The following is a 23891-nucleotide window of genomic DNA, read 5'->3' as shown; positions in this document are numbered from 1 at the left end:
GATTGGATATAAAAGTTCTTCAATTCTTTTGGAGAACATGGATGGTGATGAATCTGACCGACGCTGCGCGTGACGACATCCGTCTTCGCCGGGACATGGCGACCTTCCCTGCGCAGCCACCGGCGGCGCGCGATGCCGTACCGGATGTGGCCGAGAGCGGCGCGCTCATGGCATTCGACCCGGAAGCCATTCCGGGCGGCGTCGTCGCCCGTTTGACCGACGCCGCCCCGTTGCGCGGCCTGACCGACGCCATGGCGAATCCCGGGCCGACCACCGGAACCGCACCCCTCGCCGATCCGTCGACCGCTGCCCGACGCCGCCTGCAACGCATCCTGGACGCCGCGGTCAAGGGCGAGACCGGCAACATCGGGCTGGCGATTCAAAGTCACCGAGCCGCGCAGGCGCAGGCATTCGCCACGCTGCAAGACCGGGTGAACACCCGGCTGGACGTCGCAACGCCGGACCGGCAGGCGCGCGATGCCTCGCCGCAGCCCGCGCGCGGCTCGGAAAGCGGACTCGGCGCGTCGGCCGCCCCCGCCCCGACGCCCGGGGCACAGGCCGGCGACGCGGACCGCGCCGACGATCCGGCCGCGAACGCGCCCGTGGCCAGCGATCCGCCCACGGATACGCCAGCGGCCGTCGACGCGATCACGATCGATACGCTCGACGACCTCAAGGCCTATTACGCGCAATACGCCGCGGCCTACCAAACCCTTGCCGCCTACATCGAGGCGAACTCCGCGTCGGACCCGGAGGGTTGCAAGCAAAGGTCCCAGGCGTTCGCCGACCAGTTCAGCGCACCGCTGATCGTCGGCGCCGGCATCGATCCCGCCTATGCGTCCGTCGCACTGGGCGGTGCCTGGCAAATCAGCGACATCTCCCTGCCCGGGAAAGGGCACTTCGAAGCGTATCGGCTCAATCTGGGACCGGTACAGTCCTATATCGAAGACCAGGCGTTCTGCGATCGGCTGCTGGGTGACTTCAACGCCGCTGGCGTCCTCTGGAACGCCTCGGCCGGAGATGGCACGAGAGAACCGGGTTATTCAGCGCCCACGTATTCGCAGGCTTGTGCCGCCGTGCAGAAACTGAAGGATTCGGTCACTCAGATCTCGCACATCAGCGTGCTTCCTCCTGCCAGTCTGGCTGACTTCTATAATTTCCGGAGCGATCCCGCCGGCGGCTATTTCGTCGAACCTTCGGCCAAGTTCCAAAAAACCATTGACGACGGCAATGCATACCTTGCCGCATGGCGGGAAAAATACGGTGGCACGCCGACGGACGAAGATAAATACGACAGGGGCGAGGGGGGAGCCGCACGGGAAATGTACAACATCGCGGGAGATTGGCTCGGTCAAAATACCAATGTCACCGATTGGCTGGCGGAAGTTACCAAGGGCATACCGGCGAAATTCGAGACCTGGAATCCCGACATCGCCGCCGTGAATGCCGCCCTCGACAGCCTGGCACGGTCGGACGCGGCCCAATATGGCGGCCTGAAGGCGACGATCGGCGAAGCGAAGGCCGCCATCATCGACCCCTACGGCGATCTGATAACCCAGTACATGAAATACACGCAGTCGATCACCGACATCGTCGCGGATCTATCCAAGTACGTCCAGGCGACCGGCGACGGCTCGAAAGTCACGTTCGACGCCGACGCCCTACGCTCGGAGATTCAAGGAAAAATCGATGCCTTGTCGGCCTGGTCGCTCACGATCCCCGGCACCACCGTGCTATCGCAGGCCGATTGGTCGAAGGAACTGGCAGGCAACTTCATCGCGACCAAGAACACCGACGGCACCACGACGCTCACGCTCGATTTGACGAATTTGAACGGCATGCGCGACTCGCTGAAGAACTACGGCAAGGGCGACATCAGCGTGACGCAATACAATGCGTGGTATTCGGGCTTCTCGAGCGAGAAGGACAATGTCCAGAATCTGTCGCAAAGCATCGCGGAGAAGTTTTCCAAGATGAACACGACGTTCGACGACCTGGTCCGCGTCATGAGCGCGACGATCTCGGCGTTGCTTGAGTCGGAATCGAAATATTTCCAATTCTGACCAGCCGGTTGCGATGTCGGCCCCGCGCCGCGGCGGTCCTCGCGGCCGCCGCGGCGTGGGGCCGCTTTCCAGCGGTGGGGGGCGGGCCGCCGTTCTAGCCGCGTCGTCCTCGATGCGCGATAGCCGGCATTTCCCGCGCGCCCGGCGTCACCACGCGTCGAGCCATTTATAGCCTACGGGATTGTCGACGCATTGCGACAAGCCGCACTCAAGAAAAACCGATGCGAGATTCATGACGACGACGGACACGAACAGCAAGACCACGATCCGTCTCGCCAGTGTCGGCACTCGTCCGCTACTCGCCGGACGCGCTTCCGGCTGCATCAGCGCGAAGGCGATGCACAGCATCATCGCCACGGCGAAAACCAGCGTCCACGTATAGAGATGCAAGCCCAGCAAACGGCCGCCATAACCCGTCGCCTGCGGCAGAATGTGAAGAAACACCTGCCGCGTGGCGACCGCGGCCGTCACGACACACCCGACCAGCGCCATGCCGAAATGGCGCGTGGATGTGCCGAACTGAATATTGAACAGGAATCCCGCGCCAATCAAGACGATTGATGCACGCTGCAACAAGCAAAGCGGACAGGGAATTTCATTCAGTACCAGCTGATAGTAAAAGGCGGTGAACAGTGTCCCCGTGATGATCAGCAAGGACAATTCGTTGATGTAAGGTCCGAGACCGTTCAGGAAAATTCGCTTCATGGGCATTGCGTTTCAGAAAGAGAGGGAGAGGACGTCGGACGCGTGATAACGGAAAAAAATCAATATCAGCACCAGCATCGAACCCCATGAGACATATGCCCATTCCCTTTCTCGAAGCATTGAGTACGTCGTCATGGCAGCGGCAAGTAAAAAAGGTAGGAACATGAATAGCCTTTCGGAGACCAACTCCGTGTTGCGGTGAAAAATTCAATCGATCGTCGAACGACGGCGCCACCGGCGCCCACATGGCGATTGACGGTGCCTACCGCCATCGGCAATGTCGAAAGGGTCAGCGACGCGCCATCTATTCATGAAAGCGGCCACTACATCGGCCGCCTGGACGATTGCGTCTCAACCGCCGCGTGATGTCCTCGCGGATTTCCGCCTTGATCGCTTCCGCAAGGCTGGGCTCATGCCGTCTCCATGAGCCATCCCGCCGCGTTGCCTCGGCTGCGCCGTTCGATACCACGACGGCGGTCGACGCGGGATGCCAGATCGTGACGGTCGAATCAGCGGGCATGTTGAGGACCAGGCGAACATCGCCGACACGGGACGACCCGCTCGCCCGACTTGCCTGACCTGTGCGACTCGTCTGACCTGCCGGAAGCGCCTGACCCGTCCGGCTCGTCTGACCTGCCGGAAGCGCCACGTCCGTGGCCATCGCGACCGGCAGCTTGCCGGTCGCGGCGGCTGTCTTTTTTTCCCTTCCCGTCTCCACCGTCGACGCCGCGACCCGCGTCGCGTTATCCACGGCCCTCGGCACACGATGGGAATATCGCCGCCCCTGGTCAGTCGATGACGGGCCGGAACGTGTCGGTGCGTCGCGATTCGCGCGCCGGGCCTCGCTCGCTGCGTCGCGTTCATCGATCCAGCCGTCGTAGGCGCTGGCGTAGGGGCGGGGCACGCTATTGTCGACCCGCTCCAAAGCGCCCGATAGCATCCGGTTGTATCCGTCAACGCCGTAGACCGCGTAGCGGCGTTCAGGGAACCGGGTGGCGTTATAGACATCCTCGGCGCGTCGGCCGTGATACCCGTATATGCGCGTCAGCACCGCATCATCCATTACCGCACCTCCATGCTGTTGACATGAATCATAACGATCGGGGACACACGTCGGCCTTCAGAACCGACTCGACCTGGGCCAGCTTTGCGTCGACGACGGCTTCGTGACTGGCGGCGGCCGACGGCGTCGCGCCACGATCCAGGCCCGCCGCGCCGTCCCGAAGCACCACGGGCCGAAACGCCAGCCGTATATGGTCCGATGCGCCCTCGCCGATCGCCGTAAAAGTTATCCCGGCCTCGCGTCGGCACTCCAGAAGCCCGTTCTCATGCCGTGTCACGCCATCAATTTGATATTGCGTTGTCTGGAAGGGCACCGGGGATCCGCTCATTTCGCGCAGGGGGCCCAACACGTCGACCGGAAAACGGGTGATCGACTCGATCTGCAGCCACCCGGCGAGCGCGCCGATCTCGACCCGCACGGTACCTTGTCCGAGCGGCACCACCGCCGTGTAATAGCCGTCATAGGTCGCGTATGCCGAAATGCAACGGCGAACGGGAGCGCCACCGAACGCGAACGTCACGGGCAAATCGAGACGGCGGAACGAAAATTCGGGCGCGTTCAGCGGTAGTCCGTTCCGCAGGCAGACCATGTAAAGCGCCAATTGATCGAGCCCCGCATGCCGAAGATTGAGCGAGTGATTGCTCTGCGATCCTTCCTTGCTGGTCAGATTCAATAAGCCGCGCCGGCGCAGGCCATCGATGCACGTCGAAAGGTCGCACAGGTCCTGGTTGTACGATCCTCCGATATTCACGTCCGACTGCATCTCGCTGATGGCCGACAGTTCGCGCTCGCTCGGGAAAAACAGGATTGCCGCGAGATTCGTCAACGCGGCTTCACGCAACCGGGTGGGGGTCAGCATGGGCATGGTGGCGCGCGACGCGGCGCAGACCTGATCGACGAACGTCAGCGCGGCGCGTTGGCTGGACTCGACCCAGGCGGGACGATGGACGATTTCCGTCTTGCACACAGGGCTTCCGCTTGCGTCGTAGTCGATCACGGACCCTCCTCCGCTCGAGCAAAGCGTTTCCAGATACACAACCGATTTTGCCAGTGTGTTGACCAACCCCATATCGAGCCAGGACGCGTCGATCAGACCTGCCGCCAGCCCCATCAAATGCAGGTTATCCCTGTAGATCAGATATCGCCCGATGACGGCGACATCCCATTCCCTGCGCATGACGTCACGCAACAAATATTGAATCGTGCCGTTAAAGCCGGTGTCGACGAGACACAGCGTGTCGCCGCGCCGAACGCCGGTCTGAGCGACAACGTGTGCGATCAGGCGCCGGCGGAAATCCGTGGAACGCGCCTTGATGGCCTCCAGCGTTTCCCGGGTAAAGAAATTCGCGACCGCATGCGGGTCCTGCCGCCTTGCGGCGAATGCCGCGGTCAGTGCCGCTGTTTCGTCGTCGGTCAGCAGCAGGCATGCGGCGCACTGGCCGGAACTCAAGCGGTATTCGAGCGCCGTTAATTTGATGAAATGCAGAATGGCATCGTCATCGTAGAACGAGGCGGAAAAAGCGGTAAGCCGGCTGATGTGGAGTATCGGATGAGGTTGCCCGGGCGAGACGATTTCCGCTGCCTTTTGCAACAGCCCGGCGTCCCGCATCAGAAAGCCCAAACGCACCGTCGACCCGGCGGCGCGAGGCGCACGGTCGTGCGACCGGACAATGGCCGGGACACCCCATTCGTCGTCCAGCATCTTTGCGAAGGCGAAGATGACCGGTCCCAGAAAATTCCTGCCCAGCTCTTCGTCCCAGCTCGACTGACCCGCCTGCCCCTGGCACGCCAGGCCGTCATACAGCGTCCAGATGGGTTTCGTCTCGCCGACACCACTGAACATCAAACGCGTTGCGAACTCCCGGCGCTGCAACGTCGCCTCGGCTGCGCCAGCATATCTGTCCAGATGCAGGCAGCGGATGCCAAGTCGCGACGGCACCATGACATCGGCGACGGCATTGTCTCCAAGGTGGACGATCGTATCCGGTTTGGCACACAATTCGGCGACCACGCAGTTCCAAAGCCAGCGTTCTTTTTTGATACGGTACGCCGACGAGCAAAAAATCAGATCGACCAGATCGTTCAATTCCGGCGACACCCTTTCGAAAATCCCGCGCAGCTGGTCCGCGCTGAAATACGTGTCGCTGACGACGATGATGCCCATGCCCCGTCGACGTGCCTCGCGCATGCTGGCGAGCACTGGCGGCGCGACGAAACATAGGGATGCCTCCGTCTCGCACTCCTGCTTCACGCAGGTCAATGCGTGTCCGGGCGCATCGTGTTCGGGAAACAGTTGCTGATAGATCTCCAGCAGCGTGACTTCCGGTATCTGCCCGCGTTCGAATCGTTCGCGCTGCGCCTGCGCTTCGGCCGCCATCCGATGGTAGGCGGTGAAGCGGCGCGTGGAGAACGGCAGCTTGCCGCTCAACTCGCAAAAAACATGGCTCGGTGACGCCACTCCACGCCAAAGCAGCGTATCGAAGCAGTCAAACGACGCGATCGTCTTGCCTTCGGCGGCCCGGCACCACGCGTCGAACAACGCGCTGGGCGGGATGCTCGCAATGTTTTCCACGATATCGATCCTTTTTCTTCAAATCTGGTGTTCCTGGGGGGCTGCCAGCGCGGCCTGTCCGACGACCGTTTCGCCACCGCCCGGCCCCGCGCGCCACTATCGGGATTCGAGCGCGCAGGCGCCTATCGGCATCGCCAGCGGCCCCGGCACCTGCCGGCGTTCGTCGAGTCCGTAGAAATCCAGTTTCAGCGCCAGACGCCGGCTCGCTTGCGCGCTTTGCTTTTGCTCGCCAGCCGAATATCCCCCCACCCTGAACAGCTGGCGGATGGTTTGCCGCTCGGCGTCGGTCATCGCCGCACCATTGCCCTGATCCAGCAGCGCGCACATCAACCTTTCGCTGCGTCGGGCGCTCAAATCGAGATTGAACAGGTACGACCCCGCGGAATCGGTGAAACCTTGGACGATGATGCCTTTCAGCGGCGACAGGGCGGGATCGTCGTGCAGCAGACCCATGAGCTGCGCGACATAGCGGCGTAACTGCGCCTCCTGCTCGGGCGTCAACCGGTCGCTGTCGCGCGGAAAGACAGCGGACTGACCGAGGTCGATCGTGCCCGTGTCCGTGTCCACCGAGAAGCCGTATTGCCGCGACAGCACGGAGATTTTTTTCATCGCGGCCGCGATCTCCGTCTGGTAGACGGCAAGGCGATTCGTATCGTGACCACCGCCGGGCGGGACGTCGGCGGCCGGATCACGCGGAGGTTGCGCGAGTTGCACGGGGGCCGCGTCCGGGGAGATCTTCGCGTCGGGCGCGGGGGGTGGCGTGACGGGACGCGTCGTATCGAGGGTCCACATCACCATCACCGCGCAGGCCAGCACCAGAAACAGCGCCGTCATGCCCGTCATCATGTCCGACATGGAAATCCAGAACGGGCTCTCTTCCGGCGCGCGCATGCCGTTGCGTTGCGCATGATATCGATAACGATTCATATCGTCGGTTTCGTCGCGGCTTCCGGGCTGCGATCGCGCGATATCGCGATCCCATCGAGCGACAGCGCGATGCGCCGGGTTTGTTTCTCGGTCGCCTCCGACGAGCGCGTCAAGCGCGTCATCGGGTCGTCGCCCGGGCTGAAGTCGAAAAGCTTGTCGATCGTCGAGGACAGCTCCTGCAGATGCTGAAAGCAATACGCCATCAGCAGCTTTTCGAAGAAGGTCGTGAAAAACGCGCACAGCACGGCAATGGCGGAAACCACGAACGCGTCGGACACGCTATGCAGCAGACGGCCCAGTGCGACGGTCAGCGTATTGGCATCGACCACCGACCTCAGTGCCGCCGACGCGTGCGCGACGGCGGCGCCCCCCATGTGGTGCGCGCCCGTCGCGCCGTCATCGATCTGATCGAGAACCTTCAACCCCGGAGGCGGCGGCGCCGGTGCCGACGCCACGGGTCCGAAAGAAGAGAATGTGCCATCCGGGTTCGATAGATGAGCATCGTGGCTCGGCGGCCCGGCCGGCGGCGTGGATGCGCCCGGAGCGGCCGGCGGCGAGACGATGGCCGCCGCAAAGCGATGCAGACCGAAAAGCAGCCCGGAGAACGTCCCGAAGATACCGATGCTCGTCATCAATCCAGGGCAGTGACGGAAAAATTCCAGCTTCATCGGGATCTCGACGTTTTCCTGACGATCGAAACACACCGATGCCGGCATCGTTGCACGGCCGCCTCCTGCACGGCTCGCCGGCGCGAGCGTCTTCCTGTAGTTGCGCCAGGACCGGGCAAGGTGGAGATCGGCCTTGAAAATCGTATCGACGTCCGCATCGTCCGCTTCGGTTACGGCGATTCGCCGTAAATGTCGGATGGCGCGCCGGATGCGAACGAGCAACAGGACGGCCGGGAACACGAAGCGCAATGTGAAATAAAGCGAAAGTGTCGCCAGCCCGCACAGCAAGAACACGATCGAAAGCGGCATCTCCGTCAAATCGGCGAACATCACGAAAACATCACTCCTGGCAATTCACTTGAAGGAAACCCGGATCACGCCATGGCATCGCGCCATGGCACCGCCCGGATGCCCTCGACTATCGCAGTCAACCCAAGCCGGTGCCATGAGGCAATGCCCATTCCGAAATGGGACCGCACCCAAACTGCGGAACCCAGGACTCCGAGCGCAAAGTGCTACTCAGTGCGCTCCGGCGACAACGACGCCGCCCTGTCGCCCTGCCATGCCCTCACCGTCTCCGACGGGGTTTGCTGTCCCAATCCTGCCGTCAGGATGACCGGGCGCTGCACCGACACCTGGTGAGCCCATGCCCTGGGCGATGGCGACGTGCGGGGGGCCCGGGCTGACGCATTGCGAGACGATGCGCGGCTGACGTCGAACGGCATGCCGCCCACCTCCGCCCGGCTCGGGTCCGTGAAACTGTAAGTCCGCGTGGGCGAATTCATCGAAAACCCCGATTCCTCCGAACTCGATCGGACCGGCGTTTGCCGTGGTGCAGTCTCTGAGGGTGACGCAGCGCGAGACGATGCGCCGCGGACGTCCGGCGGCATGCCGCCCACCTCCGCCCGGCTCGGGTGCGCGGAACGGGAAGTCGGCGCGGGCGAATTCGGCGAAAACACCGATTCCTCCGAACTCGACCGGACCGGCGCTCGTCGCGGTGCGCGATCCAAGATTCCCTGTCCATCCCCGCCGTCGCTCTTTCGTCGCAAAGCCCCAGCATCGTGCAACGCTTTCGCCTCGTTCATGGTATCGGCGAGCTGATCCAACAACCCCGATTTTTCCGGAGCGTCCGATGCTTGCGGTTGTGGCTGCGCCTGCGCCCGGGGCACGGTCGATGTCTCTACGTTGGGTCGGGACTCATTCTCGTCCGACGGCCCCGGCCCGTTTTCATCGAGCGAGGAGAGTCTGCCGCGGTGCCCGCCCGTGTGCGATGCATTGACGGTGTCGCTTGCCAGGTCTCCTGTCTCCGCGCCCTCCGTCGCCGCCGTCTCCAATCGGCTTTCCTCCGCTCGCGCAGACGCCTGCTGGTGCGCGCCGCCATGACGGCCCGCGCGCAGTCCCGCGTTCGAATCCGTGCCGCCCAACTGTGTCATATGGATAGTCGGCCCGATCATGACTTGATCGCCATTGCTGTTCTTGTTCACGAAATCACGTCCGATTAGTGAACGATGCGCGGACCGTTCATTCTGATCCGAACCACCAACCCCCGTATCGCGACCGTCTTGATCATCCGCGCCCCTGGATCCCGCGGCGCGGGCATTGGCGGCAGCGGGCGCTGCCGCCATGTCAGCATCGTTTCCGTTGGAGGGAGATCCGTTCGGCGGCGCGCCCGCGGCAGCGGCTTTCCCGGTTCCCGGTTCCTTCGGCGCGTCGGCCTTGTTCTCGGGACGGCGCAGGAACTCCGGCATCATATGCAGCAGTTCGCTCGCGCAGGCCAGATTCAAGCCCCTTTCCTCCGGATTCGCCCCCGGGGCACACAGCAACTGACGCGACGCGTCCCAGACCGCCTGCTTCGAGCCCGAACAAAGCCGCGCCTCCGCATTATTGGTGGTTTCGCCATAGACGAACTGCGCACGAAGCATCGTTCGCGGAACGACATGCTCCTCGTAATACGCGTTCAGATGATCCATGTCCGACGCTCCGCCAGACCGCTGCGCCAGCGCTTCGTTCAACGCGGCCCATGCCTTCGACCACACCTTGCAACCGCTCCGCCCCGTCGACGAGTTGAGGTCGAGACTCGCGGAAAACACTTCGTCCGCCTTTCCGGGACTGCGCGCATGCCGTGCGGCCCCGGCATTGATCGCATCGATGAAAGCGTGGCCCAAGGCAGTACGCTTCTCGGCCTGGTTCGCGTCGCACGGGGAGTACAAGCCCGTCACTTTCAGCAGGTGCAGCGCGTAGAGGAACTTACGCAGATATTTCTGCGTCGCGCTGCTCGCTTCCGTTTCGTCGAGCAACGTCGTCAACCGCTGGTTCGCGCCCATCGCGCGCTCGCCGCCGATTTCGCCGATCAGTTCACGCGCGAACGCTCTCATCGACATCTCGATTTCTTCGGTCGACGCATTGGGCGTCGTGACCGGCCTGGCGGTTAACACGGGCTGCGCGGCGGTATCGCGCGTGTTCACGCCGTCGCTCGATGCCGATGTCGATGGCCTAAACGGGTTGGTGGATTGGGTGGTTTCGCGGTCAGCATTTGTCACGGACACCATCGAACTCGTCATGCTCGAACCGGACCCGTTGGAATCTTGCGGGCCATCCGATCGGACGGACGAAGAAAGAGAGGTATGCAACGCGGGCGCGCCCGAATTCGGCGCGCCGATAGCAGAAGTAACCATAGGGCATTCCTTACCGGAAATGATCGTTCGATGCCCCGTATCGCGCGTCTCGTGGTCACGATCGGCGAGCGGGGCATCGGCGGGTGTCGCCAGGGACCTGGCGGTCAAAAACGGAGCCGGCCGTGCCGGCCCCTTTCGCGCGTCAAACGCGCAGGTTGCCGGCGATCTGCGCCGCGACCGAGCCGATGTTGTTGATCAGCTGATTGGAAATGTTGTGCATTTCCTGCGCGATGGCACGACTCTGACGCGCGCTTTCCTCATGCAGCGACGCATCGCTGCGCGCCACCTCCTGCTGGTTCTGCTGAACGGTCTGACGGGCGTGCTCCTTGCTCTGCTCCATCTGCCCCACGCCGTCGACCATTTTCGCGCTGACGTCGGCGCCTGTGTGCCACAGATCGGCCTTGGCATAGTCGCGTCCCCATGCGCGCTGATTCAGCGCATGATGCGTGGAAACGTTAGCCGAGCGCGCGGCCGAACTCATCGCCGGCTCGCTCATTCGCGCCGCATCTCTCGCGGGTGCGCGCACCCTGTCCTCTTCCAGGCGAAGCGTGCGCTTGTTTGCACCGCTCCCCACCGTGACGGTGTCGATCTCCGATGGCCGCACCGCCTCCGCCGACCGAACCGCGCGATTGATGATATTTTCCCGCCCGTGCGCATCCTGCCCGTTCTGCGTGTTCACCTTCAGCGATGCGTGCTCCTTGTTCAATGCGCGGACCCGGATGGTCGTGCTCATTACCTGCATGCCCACATTGAGCGCGGATGAGCTCACGGCCGTTGCGAATGCGTCGTTGCCCGCCGCGATCTGCGAATTCGACTGCTCCATCGCCGCCTTCGTCGCGACCGTCGTCATTTCGCTTTGCAGCTTGCGATCCGCCATCTGCGCCTTCTGCCATTCGGTGCTCATCATCAGCAGGATGTCGATTCGCGCATCGTCCATCAGGAACCCGGACGATGGTTCGCTTTCCGAACCGCCGGCATGCCCTGCATCACCAGCCGAACGCGTCAACACGTCGACGAACGCATTGCCGAGCGCATCGCTCCCCTGCGCGAGGGGCAGCGCAAGCGCCGCGATCTCCGATGGCGCGATACGCTGCGCGGCACCCGCCGACGGCGCCAGCAACCGCGGCGATCCGAAGGTCGCGGCCGCATCCCGCACCGGCGTATCGACTGCGACATCGCTCGCCCCGACGGCATTTCGGGAAGACACCGCTGCCCCCGCCTGGGTCGACGGCGTGCTGCCTGCACGGGCGGCATCGGCGGCGTGCTCGCTGCCGAGCCGATACAACTCCAGGCGGCCGGCGACTTCGGATGCGATATTCATGGACATTGAAAGATCTCCTTGGGTTTTTGGTTCAAACTGCCCGTGCGTTGTTGAGCACGAACGTATCGGCGGCCATCTCGTTTTTCAGCGTGGTCGACATCGCGTTGCCGAGCGCGGTCATGGCCGAGTTGCTGTTGGACAACGATGTCACCAGTTCTTGCAGCAGTTGCGAGATGACCTTCTTGTCGGCAAGCGCACGCGTGATGGCCGCCTGCATCAGCGACGCATCCCGCGTATCCGCGGCGGCGATCGTATTCACCGCGGCCTGCGTGCCGGACAATGCGGTTTCGCCGACGGTCAGCCCGATCTTGCCGCGGGTGGCCAGCGCCTGAATCTGCCCTTCCCCAAGCTCGGAAAGACCCGTCTGCGTGCGCAGCTCCGCCATGAGCATTTTGGCGCGGGATGCCAGCGTCGTGACCCCGGTGTCGTCCGCCAAGGTCACGATCATGTTCTTGGCGCTACGGACCACCGCCGATTCCATGACCTCGGCGAGTTCCGCCGCCGTGGACTCAGCGAGCACCGACGCGACCTTCCCACCAACGCTTCCCACCACCGCTATGCCGGTCACCATCACCGCGGCGACCGCCACGCCCGCCACAACGGCCCCGATGATCTCCGCCTTTTCCTGCGACACGCCGCACGATTCGAGCGCCGAGGAGACCTGCTTGCTCAACCACTCCATCATCGGCTTCACGGCATGATCCATGACCGGCTGCATCGCTTCGTCGATGAACGACGTGCCGGTGGCGGCCTTGTAGATCGCGTCGGCCGCCATCAGCGCCAGGCCGGCCGCAGCAATCACCAGACTGGCACCGCCGGTGAAAATTGCCAAACCTACGCCGATGATCGCCAACGCCCATCCACCGATCTTCGCGATCTCGCCGATCGTGTCCTGCAGCCGCTGCGCCTCCGCGACCTTGGCCGCGTAATCGTCGGACGACTTTTGCAGCGACGTTTGCCGCTTCTCGGACAGCGCATTCAACATCTTCCGTTGACTGTCGAGCGCATCGATGTTGCTGTCGGACATCATTTTTTCAAGCTGCGCCAACGCCATGGTCAGCTTCGCAGTCCCGGTCAGCAGCGCCGCGGTGTCGATATCGAACGCTTCCGGCGTCGACGGCAGCGCCTGCAACGTCGCGCCGCAACGGGCTTCTTTCGCCACGGCATTGGACAGGGCAGCGGCTGCCGAATCGGCCTCGGTCTTCGTCAGCCCCCCGTCCCCGATCCGGGCGACAAGCGTATGCGCTTGCTCGGCGGCGGCCGCAAACGCCGTGGCAGCCTCCGTGTGCTCCTGCACCTTTTCCGACACCGATGCCTCCCAGCGTTCGACATTGCCTTCGATGCGCTTCAGTGCGGCGGAAGCATCCGCATTGCCAGCCGGCAACGATCTCACCGCATCGACGAGCGGCAGCATATCCTTCATTTCGCGCAGCGCGGCGGCCTTGGGCGGCGTCAGCTGCGGCATGGCAAGACCGACGTTCGCCTTTGCAAAGGCTTCCGTCGAACCCATCCTGGTTTCGCAATGCACCACCTCGACAATCTTTTCCGACCCTCTTACCTGCTTACAACCATTAATTTCGTCATACATAACTTCTGACAGAAATTGTTCTTTGGAAAAACTGTTTTTATCTATCAAAATATCTCTCCAAACGTTGACTAGGATGACGCTACTTTCTTCGACGCTTTCGCCCCGACCTGCTCCCCACCATTCTCCATGACATCGAGACTGGCCTTCGCCGCTTCCCGCAATACGGGCATGCTGGCCCGCTCCATCACCACCTCGAACTTTCGCCGCGCGGCGGCACGGTTTCCCAGACAGGCATGACACTGCGCGGCGTGGAAGACCGGCCGCATGTCGTCTTCGGCCAGAGAACCCGCGATGGTGTAATATTCGATAGCCTTGGGGTAATCACCCTGCAATTGATACACCGCGCCCAGGCCCATCGGATATTCGGCGCAACGAAAATCGTACATAAACAGAAACCGGAAGAACGACTCGGCCTCCTTCAACCTTCCCTGTTGATAGAAACGATATGCGTAGGCATACAACCCTTCCATCGCGGCATCGGTGACCCCGTGCAGATCCTTCATCGTCGCGCCTTTCTGGATGGCGGCGATCACGACGCGGTTCAATCGATCAAGCTCGACGGCATCGTCGTTCGTCTCTGTTCTCTGCGTATCGCTCATAACGTGTTTTCCAGTCCCTGCGTGCCGAGATGCATTCACTGCGAGCTGCAATGGCATGCATCAATACTAAGTGTTCCGCCAGCGGCCAAATATCACAAACCGGTCAGGCCGGCGACGGGGCTCTTGCTCTCATGACGAGTTTCTTTGATCGGTCGGACGCGTTTCGTCCGGCGAGGCCGGCGGATCGGCTGCGCCCTCGGCCGTGCCTGCATCGCCGGCCGGGCGCTGTTCAGGCGCGCCAGCCGCTTCGACCTGCCGCAACCAGGTCAGAATTCGGATGATGGGTTCCAAATCCTCGGGGGCGACGAATTGATAGCGTTGCGATCTGGCATAGACTCTTCTCGCCAACGGCACGTCGCGTAATACGGGTACACCGCACTGCATCGCGTAATCGATCGCCTCCCGCGCGAGTGCGTCGACCTCTCGAACCGACACCATCGGAAACGGCGTGACGGCGAAGTCGATGTAAATGCCCACGGCGATGTGGGTTGGATTCGCGAGGATGAACGTCGATCCCTTGACGTTTTCCTTTACCTTTTCGCTCAATCCTTCCCGCGACAATTGCCGCTGCCGCGATTTGACCTCCGGATTTCCCTGGCTCTGCTTGACCTCCTGCTTTACCTCGTGCCTTGCCATCTTGAGACTGCGTATGTACAGGAAATACTCCGCCAGGCAGTCGAGCACGGCAACCGGCAAGGCCGCGCCGGCAAGATAGAGTCCGAGGCAGCGGGCGAGATGTGCAAGCTCGAAGCGCAGCGCCGGCTCGGGCATGCGCGCCGTCATGAACAACTCGCGATAGTGCAGTCTGATGAAAATTGCCGCGCCGGCAAGCGTCGTCACGATATACAGCAGCGTCTTGCAAAAATCTTTCGCGACGCGAAGACTGAAAAGCTTCTTGAATCCGTTCGCGGGATTCAGCGCATCGAAGTTGAATTTGATTGCATCGAAGGCCAGCGTGAAGCGGCTTTGTATGAGCCCCGGCACGACCGTCACCACGGAACAAACCGTGAGAAAGGCGGCGATACCTTTCACCACCAACCATCCCAGTGCGTTGACGTAGGAAAACGGATCGGGCAGAGTGCGGTCGCGAGCCGATTCGGCGATGTGACTGAAAGCGTCGCCAACGCGGTCGAGATGAAACATCAGCGGGATGGCCGCGCCGCCCGCCAGCAGGAGCAATATCGTGCCGATGTCGCCGGCCTTGAACGACTGTCCTTTCTGTTCCGAGTCTCTGCGTTTTTTCTCGGTGGGTTTTTCGGTTTTCTCGCTCATCTCACTGGAGTATCCCGCGGAAGGACCACTGGTCCACGAGGTGATAGATTTCGATCGGTACCGTCGACGCGAAGTAAAAATACATGATGCCGTACGCGCCGAGACTCTTGAGCGTCAACGACAGCGAAAACGCGTTCAACTGCTTGCAGAATCGCGATAGGAACGCCAGCACCCCATCCAGAAGCAGAAGTCCGGCCGCGACCGGCGCCGACAGGCTGACCGCCATCTGGATCACGTGGTTCATGAGCGTGACAAGGCCGACGTAGTTGAAATGGGGTATCTCGCCAAGCGGCACATCCAGCAGGCTTTTCGCGTAAAAACTCATCAACACCGTCAATCCGCCATTCTGGAGAAAGACGTTGGCGAACATCAGGTTCAGGAAAGGCGCCAGGATGGCCGCTTCGACACCGCTGGCAGGGTCGATCGAATCGGCGATGGTCGCGCCGCGCTGGTTGTCGATCAGTTCTCCCAGTAGCGATGCGACCCAAAACGGCCCGGCGACGATCACGCCGACCACGATGCCAACGATTGCTTCCGTCGCGCATGCGAACGCTATTTCGATTCCGCTCGCGCCATTCACTGGATGGACGGCATGCGGCGCGAGTCCGATGACGATGAAACAGATGATGAGCTGCCGCGTCACCGGATTGACGACGATGCGTGAGCTGACGAGTGGAATCAGCAGGAACGTGGGCGCGACCCGCGCGTAGAGCATCGACCATATTTCGAGATGATGAAAGGCATATCCGACCCACCACCGCATCAGCAACATCAACTGCCTCCGGGGAGGAAAGCAAGCCGGAATACCTCCCGCGCGAAATCCATGACGACCGTCGCCATCCAGTGCTCCAGAAGCAGCAGGCATGTCAGCACGGCTATCAATTTCACGCCGAACGGTAGCGTCTGTTCCTGTAACTGCGTTACCGTCTGGAACAACCCCATCGCGATACCCACGACGGTGGCGACAACGATCGCCGGCGCCGATACCAGCAGCACGAGCACGAGCGCCTTGTTCGACGCGTAAATGATTTCATCCATGCTCAACCCAGCGAATGCAATGACAGATAGGGTTGCACCAAATCCTTTGCCACGAGGGTCCAACCGTCGAGCGCAACGAACAGGATCAATTTGATCGGTACGGAGATCGTCACCGGGCTCATCATCATCATGCCGAGTGCCAGCAGCACGTTGGACACGATCAGATCCACGACGATAAAGGGCAAATACAAATAAAAGCCGATGCGAAACGCGTCCCGCAGTTCGCTCAACGCATAGGCGGGCAGCAGGGCGTACAGGGACGGCGGCAGGACGCGGTGGGCCGCGCCTTGAGGGAGGGTGTCCTGCTGGACGGTGCCGGACGGGCTTGCCGCGCTCCCGGGCAGGATTGCCGGGCGCTTCTGCGGGGACGACAGGTTCTCGAAGAACTTGACCAGATCCGCATCGGCATAACGAGCCAGATACCGACGGTACGGGGTCAGAACGGTCGTGACATACGGACTGGCTTCATCGATCGACGTGGCCTGAGGGGTTTGCTCGAAGACCTGGAACGTCGAGGTGAGGACGGGTTGCATGACGAAGGCAGCCAGCATCAGGGCGATACTGTTCAGCACCAGGTTGCTCGGGACCTGCTGTACACCGATGGCGTTACGCAGCAATACCAGTACGATCGAGAATTTCAGAAAGCACGTTCCGGATGCGAATACAAAGGGAAGCAGTGATGCAATCGCGATCAGCGAGATCAGCGACAGTTCGGGATTATGCATTTTTCTCCCTCTGGGACAGATGCAGTACGGCGATCTCCGCGGCGAGCGCGCCCTCGACTTCCACCATCTCGGCCCGACCGATCTGCCGCCCGTTCGCGTAGATCAATAGCCGCGCACCGGGTTCGAGCGGCACGACATCGCCTGGCCGTAACGACGACAGTTCGGCTACCGTCATCGGGAATGGTGCAAAGGAAAAGGACAGACCGACCGGCAACTCGCCAACGGACAGGGGCGCGGACTCGTCAAGCGAAAGGTCGTCCGCCAGAAGAAGGCTCGATGGGGCGTCCGGTGTGCGCGGTGAATGGGACGAACTGTGGGCCGTCGACGAATCTGCCGACGGCACGTCGGACGTCAAAGGGATGTCTGACACGATGAATACTCCATTATCAAGCGCCAACGTCGCGCCAACTCGCGGGGATGCCCGTAGACACGGCTTCGGCGTGACGATCTTCACGACGTCGCCGGCACGCAGCGAATCGACCACCCGCAGCGGAATGCGGGTATGTCCGATTTCCACGCTCACCTGAACCGGGCACGCCGATGCGATGGCCCAGTCCCCTCGGTCTGGCGCCGCTGTAGCGGCGTTCATTGAACATGGCACGCGTTGAAATAAAAATTGCGTGCCGCGAAAGACGACTTCCAGCATCGTGTTGTCCAGCTGCGGCGGCGGGCCGACGCTTTCCAGGGCGACGCCGTCCCAACGCCGGGCCAGCACGGGAACGAAGTCGTGCCATTGCTCGCGATGCAGCACATCGCGCAGCGTCACATCGGAGAGCGCGTCCCACGCGTATTCGACCGCCTCCGGATAGCGCCATGCAATGCATGCGCGCGCGTCCACGTGCACGCTCGTCGCGAACGACCCATGCCGCACGGTGAAGCAGGCATGGCGGGCGGCGGGCGCCGCGCGGGGGATCGCGGCATCGATATCACGCCGCCGCAAGGCCCAGATGGCGCGCAGTGCGGCCGGGTTCGATGCGCCGGCGACTTTGCGCAACCCTTGCCTGAGGCCTTGATCGTGGGTCACGTCGCCGCGTGGCGTCGCCGCTCGCGTCTGGTTCGAAGGAAGCACGTGTCTCATGCCTCGACCGCCACGATCGCTAGCTCGGCGTCAGCGTCGGCATCGCCCCGCGCCAGCGCGCCTTTGATCGCCCTGAGCGCCGCACGGTCAACCGTTGTCACGTGGACGGTCAGAACAGCAGGCCGCGCATTCGGCGTAAAAATTCCAGGGGTGCTGGACAGTTCGATCACAGGCTTGTGCTCCCAGCTTCGAAACGTGAAATACAGACGCCACGGCGTCGCCGGCCAGTCGCCATAGGCGCCGCAGGCGCCGGGGGAGGCGCTCCCGGTCGAGTCGGGCACCGAGATTGACGGCCTGCGCGCCGCGCCAGCCGCCGGGCCGGCGTCCGGCGCATAAGCGTCGCCACCCCGCGCGGTGTCCGCCACGCCCGATGCGACACGGCGGCTTTGCACCGCGCCTCGCGCCAGCGCCTCGGGACGCCGATCGAAATGACAGCCGTACCGGCCAGTCCGGCGTACGAGGCGCACGGCGTCCGTGCTCTCGCCGCGGCGCACCGTCACCCCCGCGGTGTCGTTCGCTTCGCCATCCAGTGAGTCCCGTTCCACACGGTCGCTCCCCATGGCGCCCCCAGCCTTGAGCGCCGGCCCGCCGGTCATTGGCCAGAAACCCATGGCAACCGCCGCGCCGGCGGACGCCGTCGTGCACGATGTCATCGCCATCCTGGAAACTTCGCGATGACCGGTCGCGGTTTCGGCGTCGCCGCGTATCGCGTGTCGTGTCTCCCGGCAATGCGCCTCGGGGCCGGAAGATGCATCGTCGGTCCCGGAAACGCGAGGCATCGCATGCTGTTTCCGCTCCGTGGCGCCTGGCAACGCGCCGTTGCGTCTTTCGTGGCGAGACGGCACGCGTGAATGCGCTCCGCCATGCGAACAGGTTTCCTCCCCGATGCCCGGTGCGGGTGCGGGTTCCTGCGCGGGTTCGGAAGCAATGCCGGCATCACCGTGGCTGCCGGGCGACCAGGACAACTCCGCCTGTGCGGGCAAATGCGGTGCGACGGTTTTGATGTCGACGTGCATCGCCACGTGTCGCCACGCCGCGTGTGGATCGATTTCCACTGCCTCATCCCTATCCTTTTCCGCGTGCGATGCGCGTTCGACGGCCAAGCGCAACAACTTCTCGCGCAAAAAGTCCCTCGCTGAGTCGCCGCTTTCCGCCTGGCCCGCCGCCGCGGCAGTGGATTTTTCGAACAGCATCGTCTCGATGCCGCACTTCCTTTGCACTTTATTGGACATAGCTCTTTATCTCGACGAGGTCTTCGATCTCGCTTCTATCCGCGGCGTTTTGATCCGCCAGCGCGGTGGCGCGTCGGATCTGCTCGATCCTGCCGCTCTTTTTCACCGCGCGCGCGCGCGCGCGCCCGGCATTCGCCGCCTCGGCGCCGGCGTCCGCACGCCGTCCGACCAGGCATTCCAGCTCCAGGCGCAGCGCCGCAAGCGCATGCAATGCCTGCGCTTGACGGGCGAGTACATCGGCATAGGCCGCTTTCGAGTACCGTCCCGGGTGCAGACACGCCTTCGCCATGGCGTCTTTCGCCTCGATCTCTGCCGCTGTTTCCGTTACCGACGCATCGAGCGTCGCATAACGGCTGACGGCTTCGTAATGGCGTTGTTCGGTCCGTATCTGCCGCAAAGTGGCGGCGCTGACCGCCTTACCCAGGATTTCGCGTCGCTTCATGCAATGCCTGGATCGTTTCCGAAGGGTCCGACCATTCCGATTTATCCTGTATCAAAAACCGCCGCATTCGAGCGTGGCAATCGACGATCTGATCGTTTTCCGCATTCAGGCCACGCTTGTATTCGCCCATATCGATGTACACCTGAAGTTCCTGATATTTCGAAAGTCGTTGCCGGAATGCCGCGGCCGCCGTCTGGTGTTTCTGGTCCGTCACGGCATCGAAAAGCCGGCTCGCACTTTTCAAGACATCGATTGCGGGGTAGTGATGGGTATCGGCCAGACCGCGCGACAAATAGATATGGCCATCCAGCAAGGACCTGATCTCGTCCGCGACAAGATCCACCTCATCCTCCGATTCCAAAAGAACGGTATAGAACGCGGTGATGCTGCCAACGACGGTGCGGCCCGCGCGTTCGATCAGTTTCGGAAGCCGGTCGAACACGGAAAGCGGATAGCCCCGTTTCACCGGAAGTTCGCCCGATGCCAGCGCGATATCCCGTTCCGCACGCGCATAACGCGTCAGGGAATCCAGATACACGGTGACATTCGCACCTTGGTCTCGAAAGTATTCTGCCGCCGCCATGGCCACTTTCGCGGCGTTCGCTCGCTCCACCGCCGACTGATCCGACGTCGCATAGACGATGATCAACCGCTCCCCAAGGCGGCTGCGCCGCGCCGCGTCGACGAATTCGCTGACCTCGCGGCCCCGCTCGCCGATCAATGCGACGATGGTGACATGCGCCTCCACACCGTCGATCAGCATCGACATCAGCGAACTCTTCCCGGAGCCCGCCGCGGCAAAGATTCCGACGCGCTGGCCCATCGCGCAGGTCAGCAATCCATCGATGGCGCGGATGCCGCTCCACAATGGGCTCGTCTCCGGGTTCCGGTCGGCGTAATGCGGCCCCATCACGTCCAGCGGCATATCGCGGTCGGCGTCGGCTGCGTGATCGTGCGCATCGGTGCCGGCGTTCGCGTCATTCGCCTGTCCCGCGATCCGCTCGACGATCCGCCCGCTCGCGTTCAGCACCGTGCCCAGCATGTCGAACGACATGTGAATCGACATTCGATTCCCGCTTGGACGAACGACGAACTCTCGCCTGAGGCCATCGATGGCGTCCAGTAGGCTCAGCACGGCGGTATCGCCGGACAGCGCGACTACCTGCGCCCGGCCGATCGGTACGTGCGAGAACGGGCTTTCGTGTACGGTGCACAATTCGCCTACGGCGACATTACCCATGCGCACGCGCAGGATCTGTCCCGCGATGGCGTCGATGCCGGCCGAACGCTGCGCCAAATCCATCAGTCCCATTCACAGTTTTCCCACGATTTGCAGCAATGCCTGCGCTTCCTCGAAAAAATACTCGAGCGCGTGACGAAAACCCGGCATCGAAAACCCATCGGCCGCGAGGTTGGCGTGCAACGCCAAATGGTCGTCATACCAAATGATGACGGGTCTGGCGGGTGAAAAAACCGGCAGTGGAGGACGCATGGCGAATTCGACCATTTGTGTCGAGGCGTGACACAACAGGGATTCCGTGACCGATGGCATTGGCGCGACGAAATGGATGCCATGCTGGCCTGCATCGATCCGTATTTCAGAACCATCTCGAAAATTGACACTTATCGGGTCGTGCGGGTTCAAGGCGTCGCTCACCTTATCCGCGCATCCCAGCTCCTGAAGCGCCTCCCGTACCAATCCAACGATATCGACTACTGCGTTCACTACGATCCCCTATATGTTCCCGAGCACGTCCAACTCGACGTTATCGGACACTTCCCCGAATGAGATGACCTGCAATCCTGGAAAACGCGACTCGATCAGGGTCCGCGTGTAGCGCCTGACGTCCATGGATGCAAGCAGGACGAAATCGCGACGAATCGCATTCAATTGGTTCAGCGCGGCGCCAATGCGATCGATCAATTCATTCGCGACATCCGGCGTCAAATTCAAAAAGGTGCCGGCCGACGTGTTCTTGATACCCTGGCGCAGCCGGTCCTCGAAATCCGGAGTCAACATCAGCACTTTCACTCGTCCGTCATGCGCCACGCCGTGTGAGATGTACCGTCCCAACGCCGTGCGAACGTGCTCCACCAGCACGATGCTGTCTTTCTCGCGCATTCCCCAATTCGCCAGCGTTTCCAGAATCAACTTCATGTTCTTGATGGCCACCCGTTCCATCAGCAATCGCCTCAGGATTTCGCATAGTTTCTGTATCGGCAATTGCCGATAGACCTCTTTCAGCAATTCCGGATAGCGGGTATCGAACGTATCCAGCAGATTCTTCGTTTCCTGTATTCCGAAAAACTCGTTGCAGTTGCGCAGCACCACGGAAATGAACTGATCGTGCAATTCGTCGAGCGCTTCACGAAAATCCACGCCAAGATCCCGTAGCCGCGCCGCGTCCGCGTCGACCCAGTCCACGGATCCGCCGTCGCAGTCCAGCAGTTGCGAGACGGTCATGCCGAAACCGCGGCTCAAATCGGCGCCGTTGAGCAGCCGGACACCGTCGAACGCGATATACAGGGATGCCGCGTCGACATCGTTGACGCGAACCGTCACGCGATGCCGCGCGTCATCGTCGTGGCCGGAATCGGGCGTCGCTTCGGCCGCAGGGCCGGCGAACCCGACGAAAATTTCCGGAAGCAACAGGCCCGTGTTGCCGAACGTCCTGGCATGCAGGGACGTGGCAAGCTGCCGCGGCGCCACGGAACCCTTGCATGCGTGGGGCAGCAACACCACCAAGGGATGGCCTGCCGGCACGGCGTAGTCCTCGCCGATTGCCAAGGGTGCCGCGCGCGCCTCGGGTGCCTGCGAAGACCGCTCTGCGGCGCCGGCGGCCGGAGAACCGGATGAAAGCGCTCCATTGCGCCAACGCCGCCAACACAGCAATGCCAACACTGCGGAAACAGTCAAAAACACCGTCAGCGGAAAACCGGGCAGAAAGCCCATGAGGGCGGACAGACCCGCAGAGATCCACAGTACATGGTTGCTGGACAGCAATTCCGAGACAATGTCATGACCCAGGTTCTGCTCGCTTCCCGCCACGCGTGTGACGAGAAAACCCGCCCCCATCGAAATCAGCAGCGCGGGAATCTGGCCCACCAGCGCATCGCCCACGCTGAGGATCGTGTATGTGGACATCGAATCGGAAATCGACAAATGGTCTTTGATCGTGCCGACCGCGATACCGCCAATCAGGTTTACGAAGATGATCAGAATTCCCGCGATGGCGTCTCCCTTGATGAATTTCATCGCGCCGTCGAATGATCCGTACAACTGACTCTCGCGTTCCAGCGCGCTTCGCCTGGCGCGAACGCCTTCGCCATCGATGATTCCCGCGCGAAAGTCCGCGTCGATGCTCATTTGCTTTCCAGGCATCGCATCCAGCGAGAATCTCGCGGCCACTTCCGCGACGCGTTCGGCGCCTTTGGTGATGACGATGAACTGGACGACCGTCACGATCGCGAAGATGACGATTCCCACGACGATGTTCTCCCCGATGACGAATTCGCCAAACGTCTGGATGATCCTTCCGGCATGGCCGTCCATGAGGATCAGCCGGCTGCTGCTGATCGAGAGCGCGAGGCGGAACAGCGTGGTCAACAGGACAATGGCCGGAAACGTCGATAAGCTCAGCATGTTGACGACGTGCAGCGCGCTCATCAGAACGAGCAACGCCGTGATCATGTTCACGGCGATCAGAAAATCCAGCAGCTCGGGCGGCAGCGGCACAATGAGCATGCCGATGATCATGATGATCAGACACAGAACGAGCAGTTCGGGCTTTTTCTGAAGAATCGAGAGGATTCGGCGCCCGGAAGCAAGGTATGACATATCGATGCCCGTCGCGAGGTCGAGCCTCGCTTTGCGAATTATTGCCAGTCTAAGAAGAAGCAACCGGACGGTGGCGACGCGAAGG

22 protein-coding genes are annotated in these 23891 nt (G+C 62.1%); 2 read left to right on the top strand and 20 right to left on the bottom strand.

What is annotated here, in order from left to right:
• Positions 1–41: 41 nt before the first annotated feature.
• On the top strand, positions 42–2063 hold the full coding sequence (locus tag OVY01_RS08320; RefSeq protein WP_267846990.1) for an IpaD/SipD/SspD family type III secretion system needle tip protein: 2022 nt from the start codon (positions 42–44) through the stop codon (positions 2061–2063).
• A 147-nt stretch (positions 2064–2210) separates the two neighbouring features.
• On the opposite strand, the gene OVY01_RS08315 is transcribed toward OVY01_RS08320, so the two are convergent.
• The 4 genes from OVY01_RS08315 to OVY01_RS08305 form a co-directional block, all read right to left on the bottom strand.
• A complete protein-coding gene (locus OVY01_RS08315) occupies positions 2211–2768 on the bottom strand; it encodes a disulfide bond formation protein B (RefSeq protein WP_267846989.1) in 558 nt (185 codons plus the stop codon).
• Between the two features lie 12 nt (positions 2769–2780).
• A complete protein-coding gene (locus tag OVY01_RS23265) occupies positions 2781–2933 on the bottom strand; it encodes a DUF5993 family protein (RefSeq protein ID WP_432422197.1) in 153 nt (50 codons plus the stop codon).
• A gap of 139 nt (positions 2934–3072) precedes the next feature.
• Positions 3073–3831, bottom strand: coding sequence for a hypothetical protein (locus OVY01_RS08310; protein ID WP_267846988.1), 759 nt, complete (start codon positions 3829–3831; stop codon positions 3073–3075).
• 28 nt (positions 3832–3859) lie between these two features.
• Positions 3860–5995, bottom strand: a complete 2136-nt coding sequence (locus OVY01_RS08305; RefSeq protein ID WP_267846987.1) for a hypothetical protein — start codon at positions 5993–5995, stop codon at positions 3860–3862.
• 99 nt (positions 5996–6094) lie between these two features.
• On the opposite strand from OVY01_RS08305, the gene OVY01_RS08300 reads away from it, so the two are divergent.
• Positions 6095–6283, top strand: a complete 189-nt coding sequence (locus OVY01_RS08300; RefSeq protein ID WP_267846986.1) for a hypothetical protein — start codon at positions 6095–6097, stop codon at positions 6281–6283.
• A 216-nt stretch (positions 6284–6499) separates the two neighbouring features.
• On the opposite strand, the gene OVY01_RS08295 is transcribed toward OVY01_RS08300, so the two are convergent.
• From OVY01_RS08295 to OVY01_RS08220, 16 genes are all read right to left on the bottom strand, one after another.
• Positions 6500–7330, bottom strand: a complete 831-nt coding sequence (locus OVY01_RS08295; RefSeq protein WP_267846985.1) for an OmpA family protein — start codon at positions 7328–7330, stop codon at positions 6500–6502.
• Positions 7327–8328 (bottom strand): hypothetical protein, encoded by a 1002-nt coding sequence (locus tag OVY01_RS08290; RefSeq protein ID WP_489886429.1) that lies wholly within the window; start codon positions 8326–8328, stop codon positions 7327–7329. Before OVY01_RS08290 ends, OVY01_RS08295 begins: the two co-directional genes overlap by 4 nt.
• A 185-nt stretch (positions 8329–8513) precedes the next feature.
• A complete protein-coding gene (locus OVY01_RS08285) occupies positions 8514–10322 on the bottom strand; it encodes a hypothetical protein (protein WP_267846983.1) in 1809 nt (602 codons plus the stop codon).
• Positions 10323–10815: 493 nt separating this feature from the next.
• The gene (locus tag OVY01_RS08280) at positions 10816–12000 is read right to left on the bottom strand and encodes an IpaC/SipC family type III secretion system effector (protein ID WP_267846982.1); all 1185 of its coding nucleotides are present in this window, start codon (positions 11998–12000) and stop codon (positions 10816–10818) included.
• 25 nt (positions 12001–12025) lie between these two features.
• Positions 12026–13630: a type III secretion system translocon subunit SseC family protein gene (gene sctE, locus OVY01_RS08275; protein ID WP_267846981.1), complete on the bottom strand. Its 1605-nt coding sequence runs from the start codon at positions 13628–13630 to the stop codon at positions 12026–12028.
• A gap of 20 nt (positions 13631–13650) precedes the next feature.
• Positions 13651–14181 (bottom strand): SycD/LcrH family type III secretion system chaperone, encoded by a 531-nt coding sequence (locus OVY01_RS08270; protein WP_267846980.1) that lies wholly within the window; start codon positions 14179–14181, stop codon positions 13651–13653.
• Positions 14182–14310: 129 nt separating this feature from the next.
• Positions 14311–15453 (bottom strand): EscU/YscU/HrcU family type III secretion system export apparatus switch protein, encoded by a 1143-nt coding sequence (locus OVY01_RS08265; protein ID WP_267846979.1) that lies wholly within the window; start codon positions 15451–15453, stop codon positions 14311–14313.
• A gap of 1 nt (position 15454) precedes the next feature.
• Positions 15455–16225 carry a type III secretion system export apparatus subunit SctT gene (gene sctT / locus OVY01_RS08260; RefSeq protein ID WP_267846978.1) on the bottom strand — a complete coding sequence of 257 codons (771 nt, stop codon included), beginning with the start codon at positions 16223–16225 and terminating at the stop codon, positions 15455–15457.
• Complete coding sequence (gene sctS, locus OVY01_RS08255; protein WP_267846977.1) at positions 16225–16491, bottom strand: type III secretion system export apparatus subunit SctS; 267 nt, start codon at positions 16489–16491, stop codon at positions 16225–16227. Before sctS ends, sctT begins: the two co-directional genes overlap by 1 nt.
• Before the next feature lie 2 nt (positions 16492–16493).
• Positions 16494–17216, bottom strand: a complete 723-nt coding sequence (locus tag OVY01_RS08250) for an EscR/YscR/HrcR family type III secretion system export apparatus protein (RefSeq protein WP_267846976.1) — start codon at positions 17214–17216, stop codon at positions 16494–16496.
• A complete protein-coding gene (locus OVY01_RS08245; protein ID WP_267846975.1) occupies positions 17209–18054 on the bottom strand; it encodes a FliM/FliN family flagellar motor switch protein in 846 nt (281 codons plus the stop codon). Before OVY01_RS08245 ends, OVY01_RS08250 begins: the two co-directional genes overlap by 8 nt.
• Positions 18055–18290: 236 nt before the next feature.
• Positions 18291–18947 carry a hypothetical protein gene (locus OVY01_RS08240; RefSeq protein WP_267846974.1) on the bottom strand — a complete coding sequence of 219 codons (657 nt, stop codon included), beginning with the start codon at positions 18945–18947 and terminating at the stop codon, positions 18291–18293.
• Between the two features lie 568 nt (positions 18948–19515).
• Positions 19516–19968, bottom strand: coding sequence for a hypothetical protein (locus tag OVY01_RS08235; RefSeq protein WP_267846973.1), 453 nt, complete (start codon positions 19966–19968; stop codon positions 19516–19518).
• Complete coding sequence (locus OVY01_RS08230; RefSeq protein ID WP_267847715.1) at positions 19943–21208, bottom strand: FliI/YscN family ATPase; 1266 nt, start codon at positions 21206–21208, stop codon at positions 19943–19945. The genes OVY01_RS08235 and OVY01_RS08230 overlap by 26 nt, the downstream gene beginning before the upstream one ends.
• Before the next feature lie 72 nt (positions 21209–21280).
• Positions 21281–21694, bottom strand: coding sequence for a type III secretion system chaperone family protein (locus OVY01_RS08225; protein ID WP_267846972.1), 414 nt, complete (start codon positions 21692–21694; stop codon positions 21281–21283).
• Between the two features lie 9 nt (positions 21695–21703).
• On the bottom strand, positions 21704–23806 hold the full coding sequence (locus OVY01_RS08220; protein WP_267846971.1) for an EscV/YscV/HrcV family type III secretion system export apparatus protein: 2103 nt from the start codon (positions 23804–23806) through the stop codon (positions 21704–21706).
• Positions 23807–23891 lie beyond the last annotated feature (85 nt).

Source organism: Robbsia betulipollinis (assembly GCF_026624755.1).
In the GTDB taxonomy this organism is placed as follows: domain Bacteria; phylum Pseudomonadota; class Gammaproteobacteria; order Burkholderiales; family Burkholderiaceae; genus Robbsia; species Robbsia betulipollinis.
The sequence above is the reverse complement of the archived record's forward strand: the minus strand, read 5'-3'. Positions and strand labels throughout refer to the sequence as shown.

What these genes read in the sequence shown, in the direction of transcription:
- OVY01_RS08285 (WP_267846983.1), bottom strand. Translation starts at nt 10,322, where the DNA reads ATGGGCGCGAACCAGCGGTTGACGACGTTGCTCGACGAAACGGAAGCG.
- OVY01_RS08265 (WP_267846979.1), bottom strand. Translation starts at nt 15,453, where the DNA reads ATGAGCGAGAAAACCGAAAAACCCACCGAGAAAAAACGCAGAGACTCG.
- OVY01_RS08320 (WP_267846990.1), top strand. Translation starts at nt 42, where the DNA reads ATGGTGATGAATCTGACCGACGCTGCGCGTGACGACATCCGTCTTCGC.
- OVY01_RS08220 (WP_267846971.1), bottom strand. Translation starts at nt 23,806, where the DNA reads ATGTCATACCTTGCTTCCGGGCGCCGAATCCTCTCGATTCTTCAGAAA.
- sctT (WP_267846978.1), bottom strand. Translation starts at nt 16,225, where the DNA reads ATGTTGCTGATGCGGTGGTGGGTCGGATATGCCTTTCATCATCTCGAA.
- OVY01_RS08230 (WP_267847715.1), bottom strand. Translation starts at nt 21,208, where the DNA reads ATGGGTAATGTCGCCGTAGGCGAATTGTGCACCGTACACGAAAGCCCG.
- OVY01_RS08295 (WP_267846985.1), bottom strand. Translation starts at nt 7,330, where the DNA reads ATGAATCGTTATCGATATCATGCGCAACGCAACGGCATGCGCGCGCCG.
- sctS (WP_267846977.1), bottom strand. Translation starts at nt 16,491, where the DNA reads ATGGATGAAATCATTTACGCGTCGAACAAGGCGCTCGTGCTCGTGCTG.
- OVY01_RS23265 (WP_432422197.1), bottom strand. Translation starts at nt 2,933, where the DNA reads ATGTTCCTACCTTTTTTACTTGCCGCTGCCATGACGACGTACTCAATG.
- OVY01_RS08310 (WP_267846988.1), bottom strand. Translation starts at nt 3,831, where the DNA reads ATGGATGATGCGGTGCTGACGCGCATATACGGGTATCACGGCCGACGC.
- OVY01_RS08270 (WP_267846980.1), bottom strand. Translation starts at nt 14,181, where the DNA reads ATGAGCGATACGCAGAGAACAGAGACGAACGACGATGCCGTCGAGCTT.
- OVY01_RS08280 (WP_267846982.1), bottom strand. Translation starts at nt 12,000, where the DNA reads ATGTCCATGAATATCGCATCCGAAGTCGCCGGCCGCCTGGAGTTGTAT.
- OVY01_RS08315 (WP_267846989.1), bottom strand. Translation starts at nt 2,768, where the DNA reads ATGAAGCGAATTTTCCTGAACGGTCTCGGACCTTACATCAACGAATTG.
- OVY01_RS08250 (WP_267846976.1), bottom strand. Translation starts at nt 17,216, where the DNA reads ATGCATAATCCCGAACTGTCGCTGATCTCGCTGATCGCGATTGCATCA.
- OVY01_RS08290 (WP_489886429.1), bottom strand. Translation starts at nt 8,328, where the DNA reads ATGTTCGCCGATTTGACGGAGATGCCGCTTTCGATCGTGTTCTTGCTG.
- OVY01_RS08235 (WP_267846973.1), bottom strand. Translation starts at nt 19,968, where the DNA reads ATGAAGCGACGCGAAATCCTGGGTAAGGCGGTCAGCGCCGCCACTTTG.
- OVY01_RS08305 (WP_267846987.1), bottom strand. Translation starts at nt 5,995, where the DNA reads ATGGGCATCATCGTCGTCAGCGACACGTATTTCAGCGCGGACCAGCTG.
- OVY01_RS08240 (WP_267846974.1), bottom strand. Translation starts at nt 18,947, where the DNA reads ATGACATCGTGCACGACGGCGTCCGCCGGCGCGGCGGTTGCCATGGGT.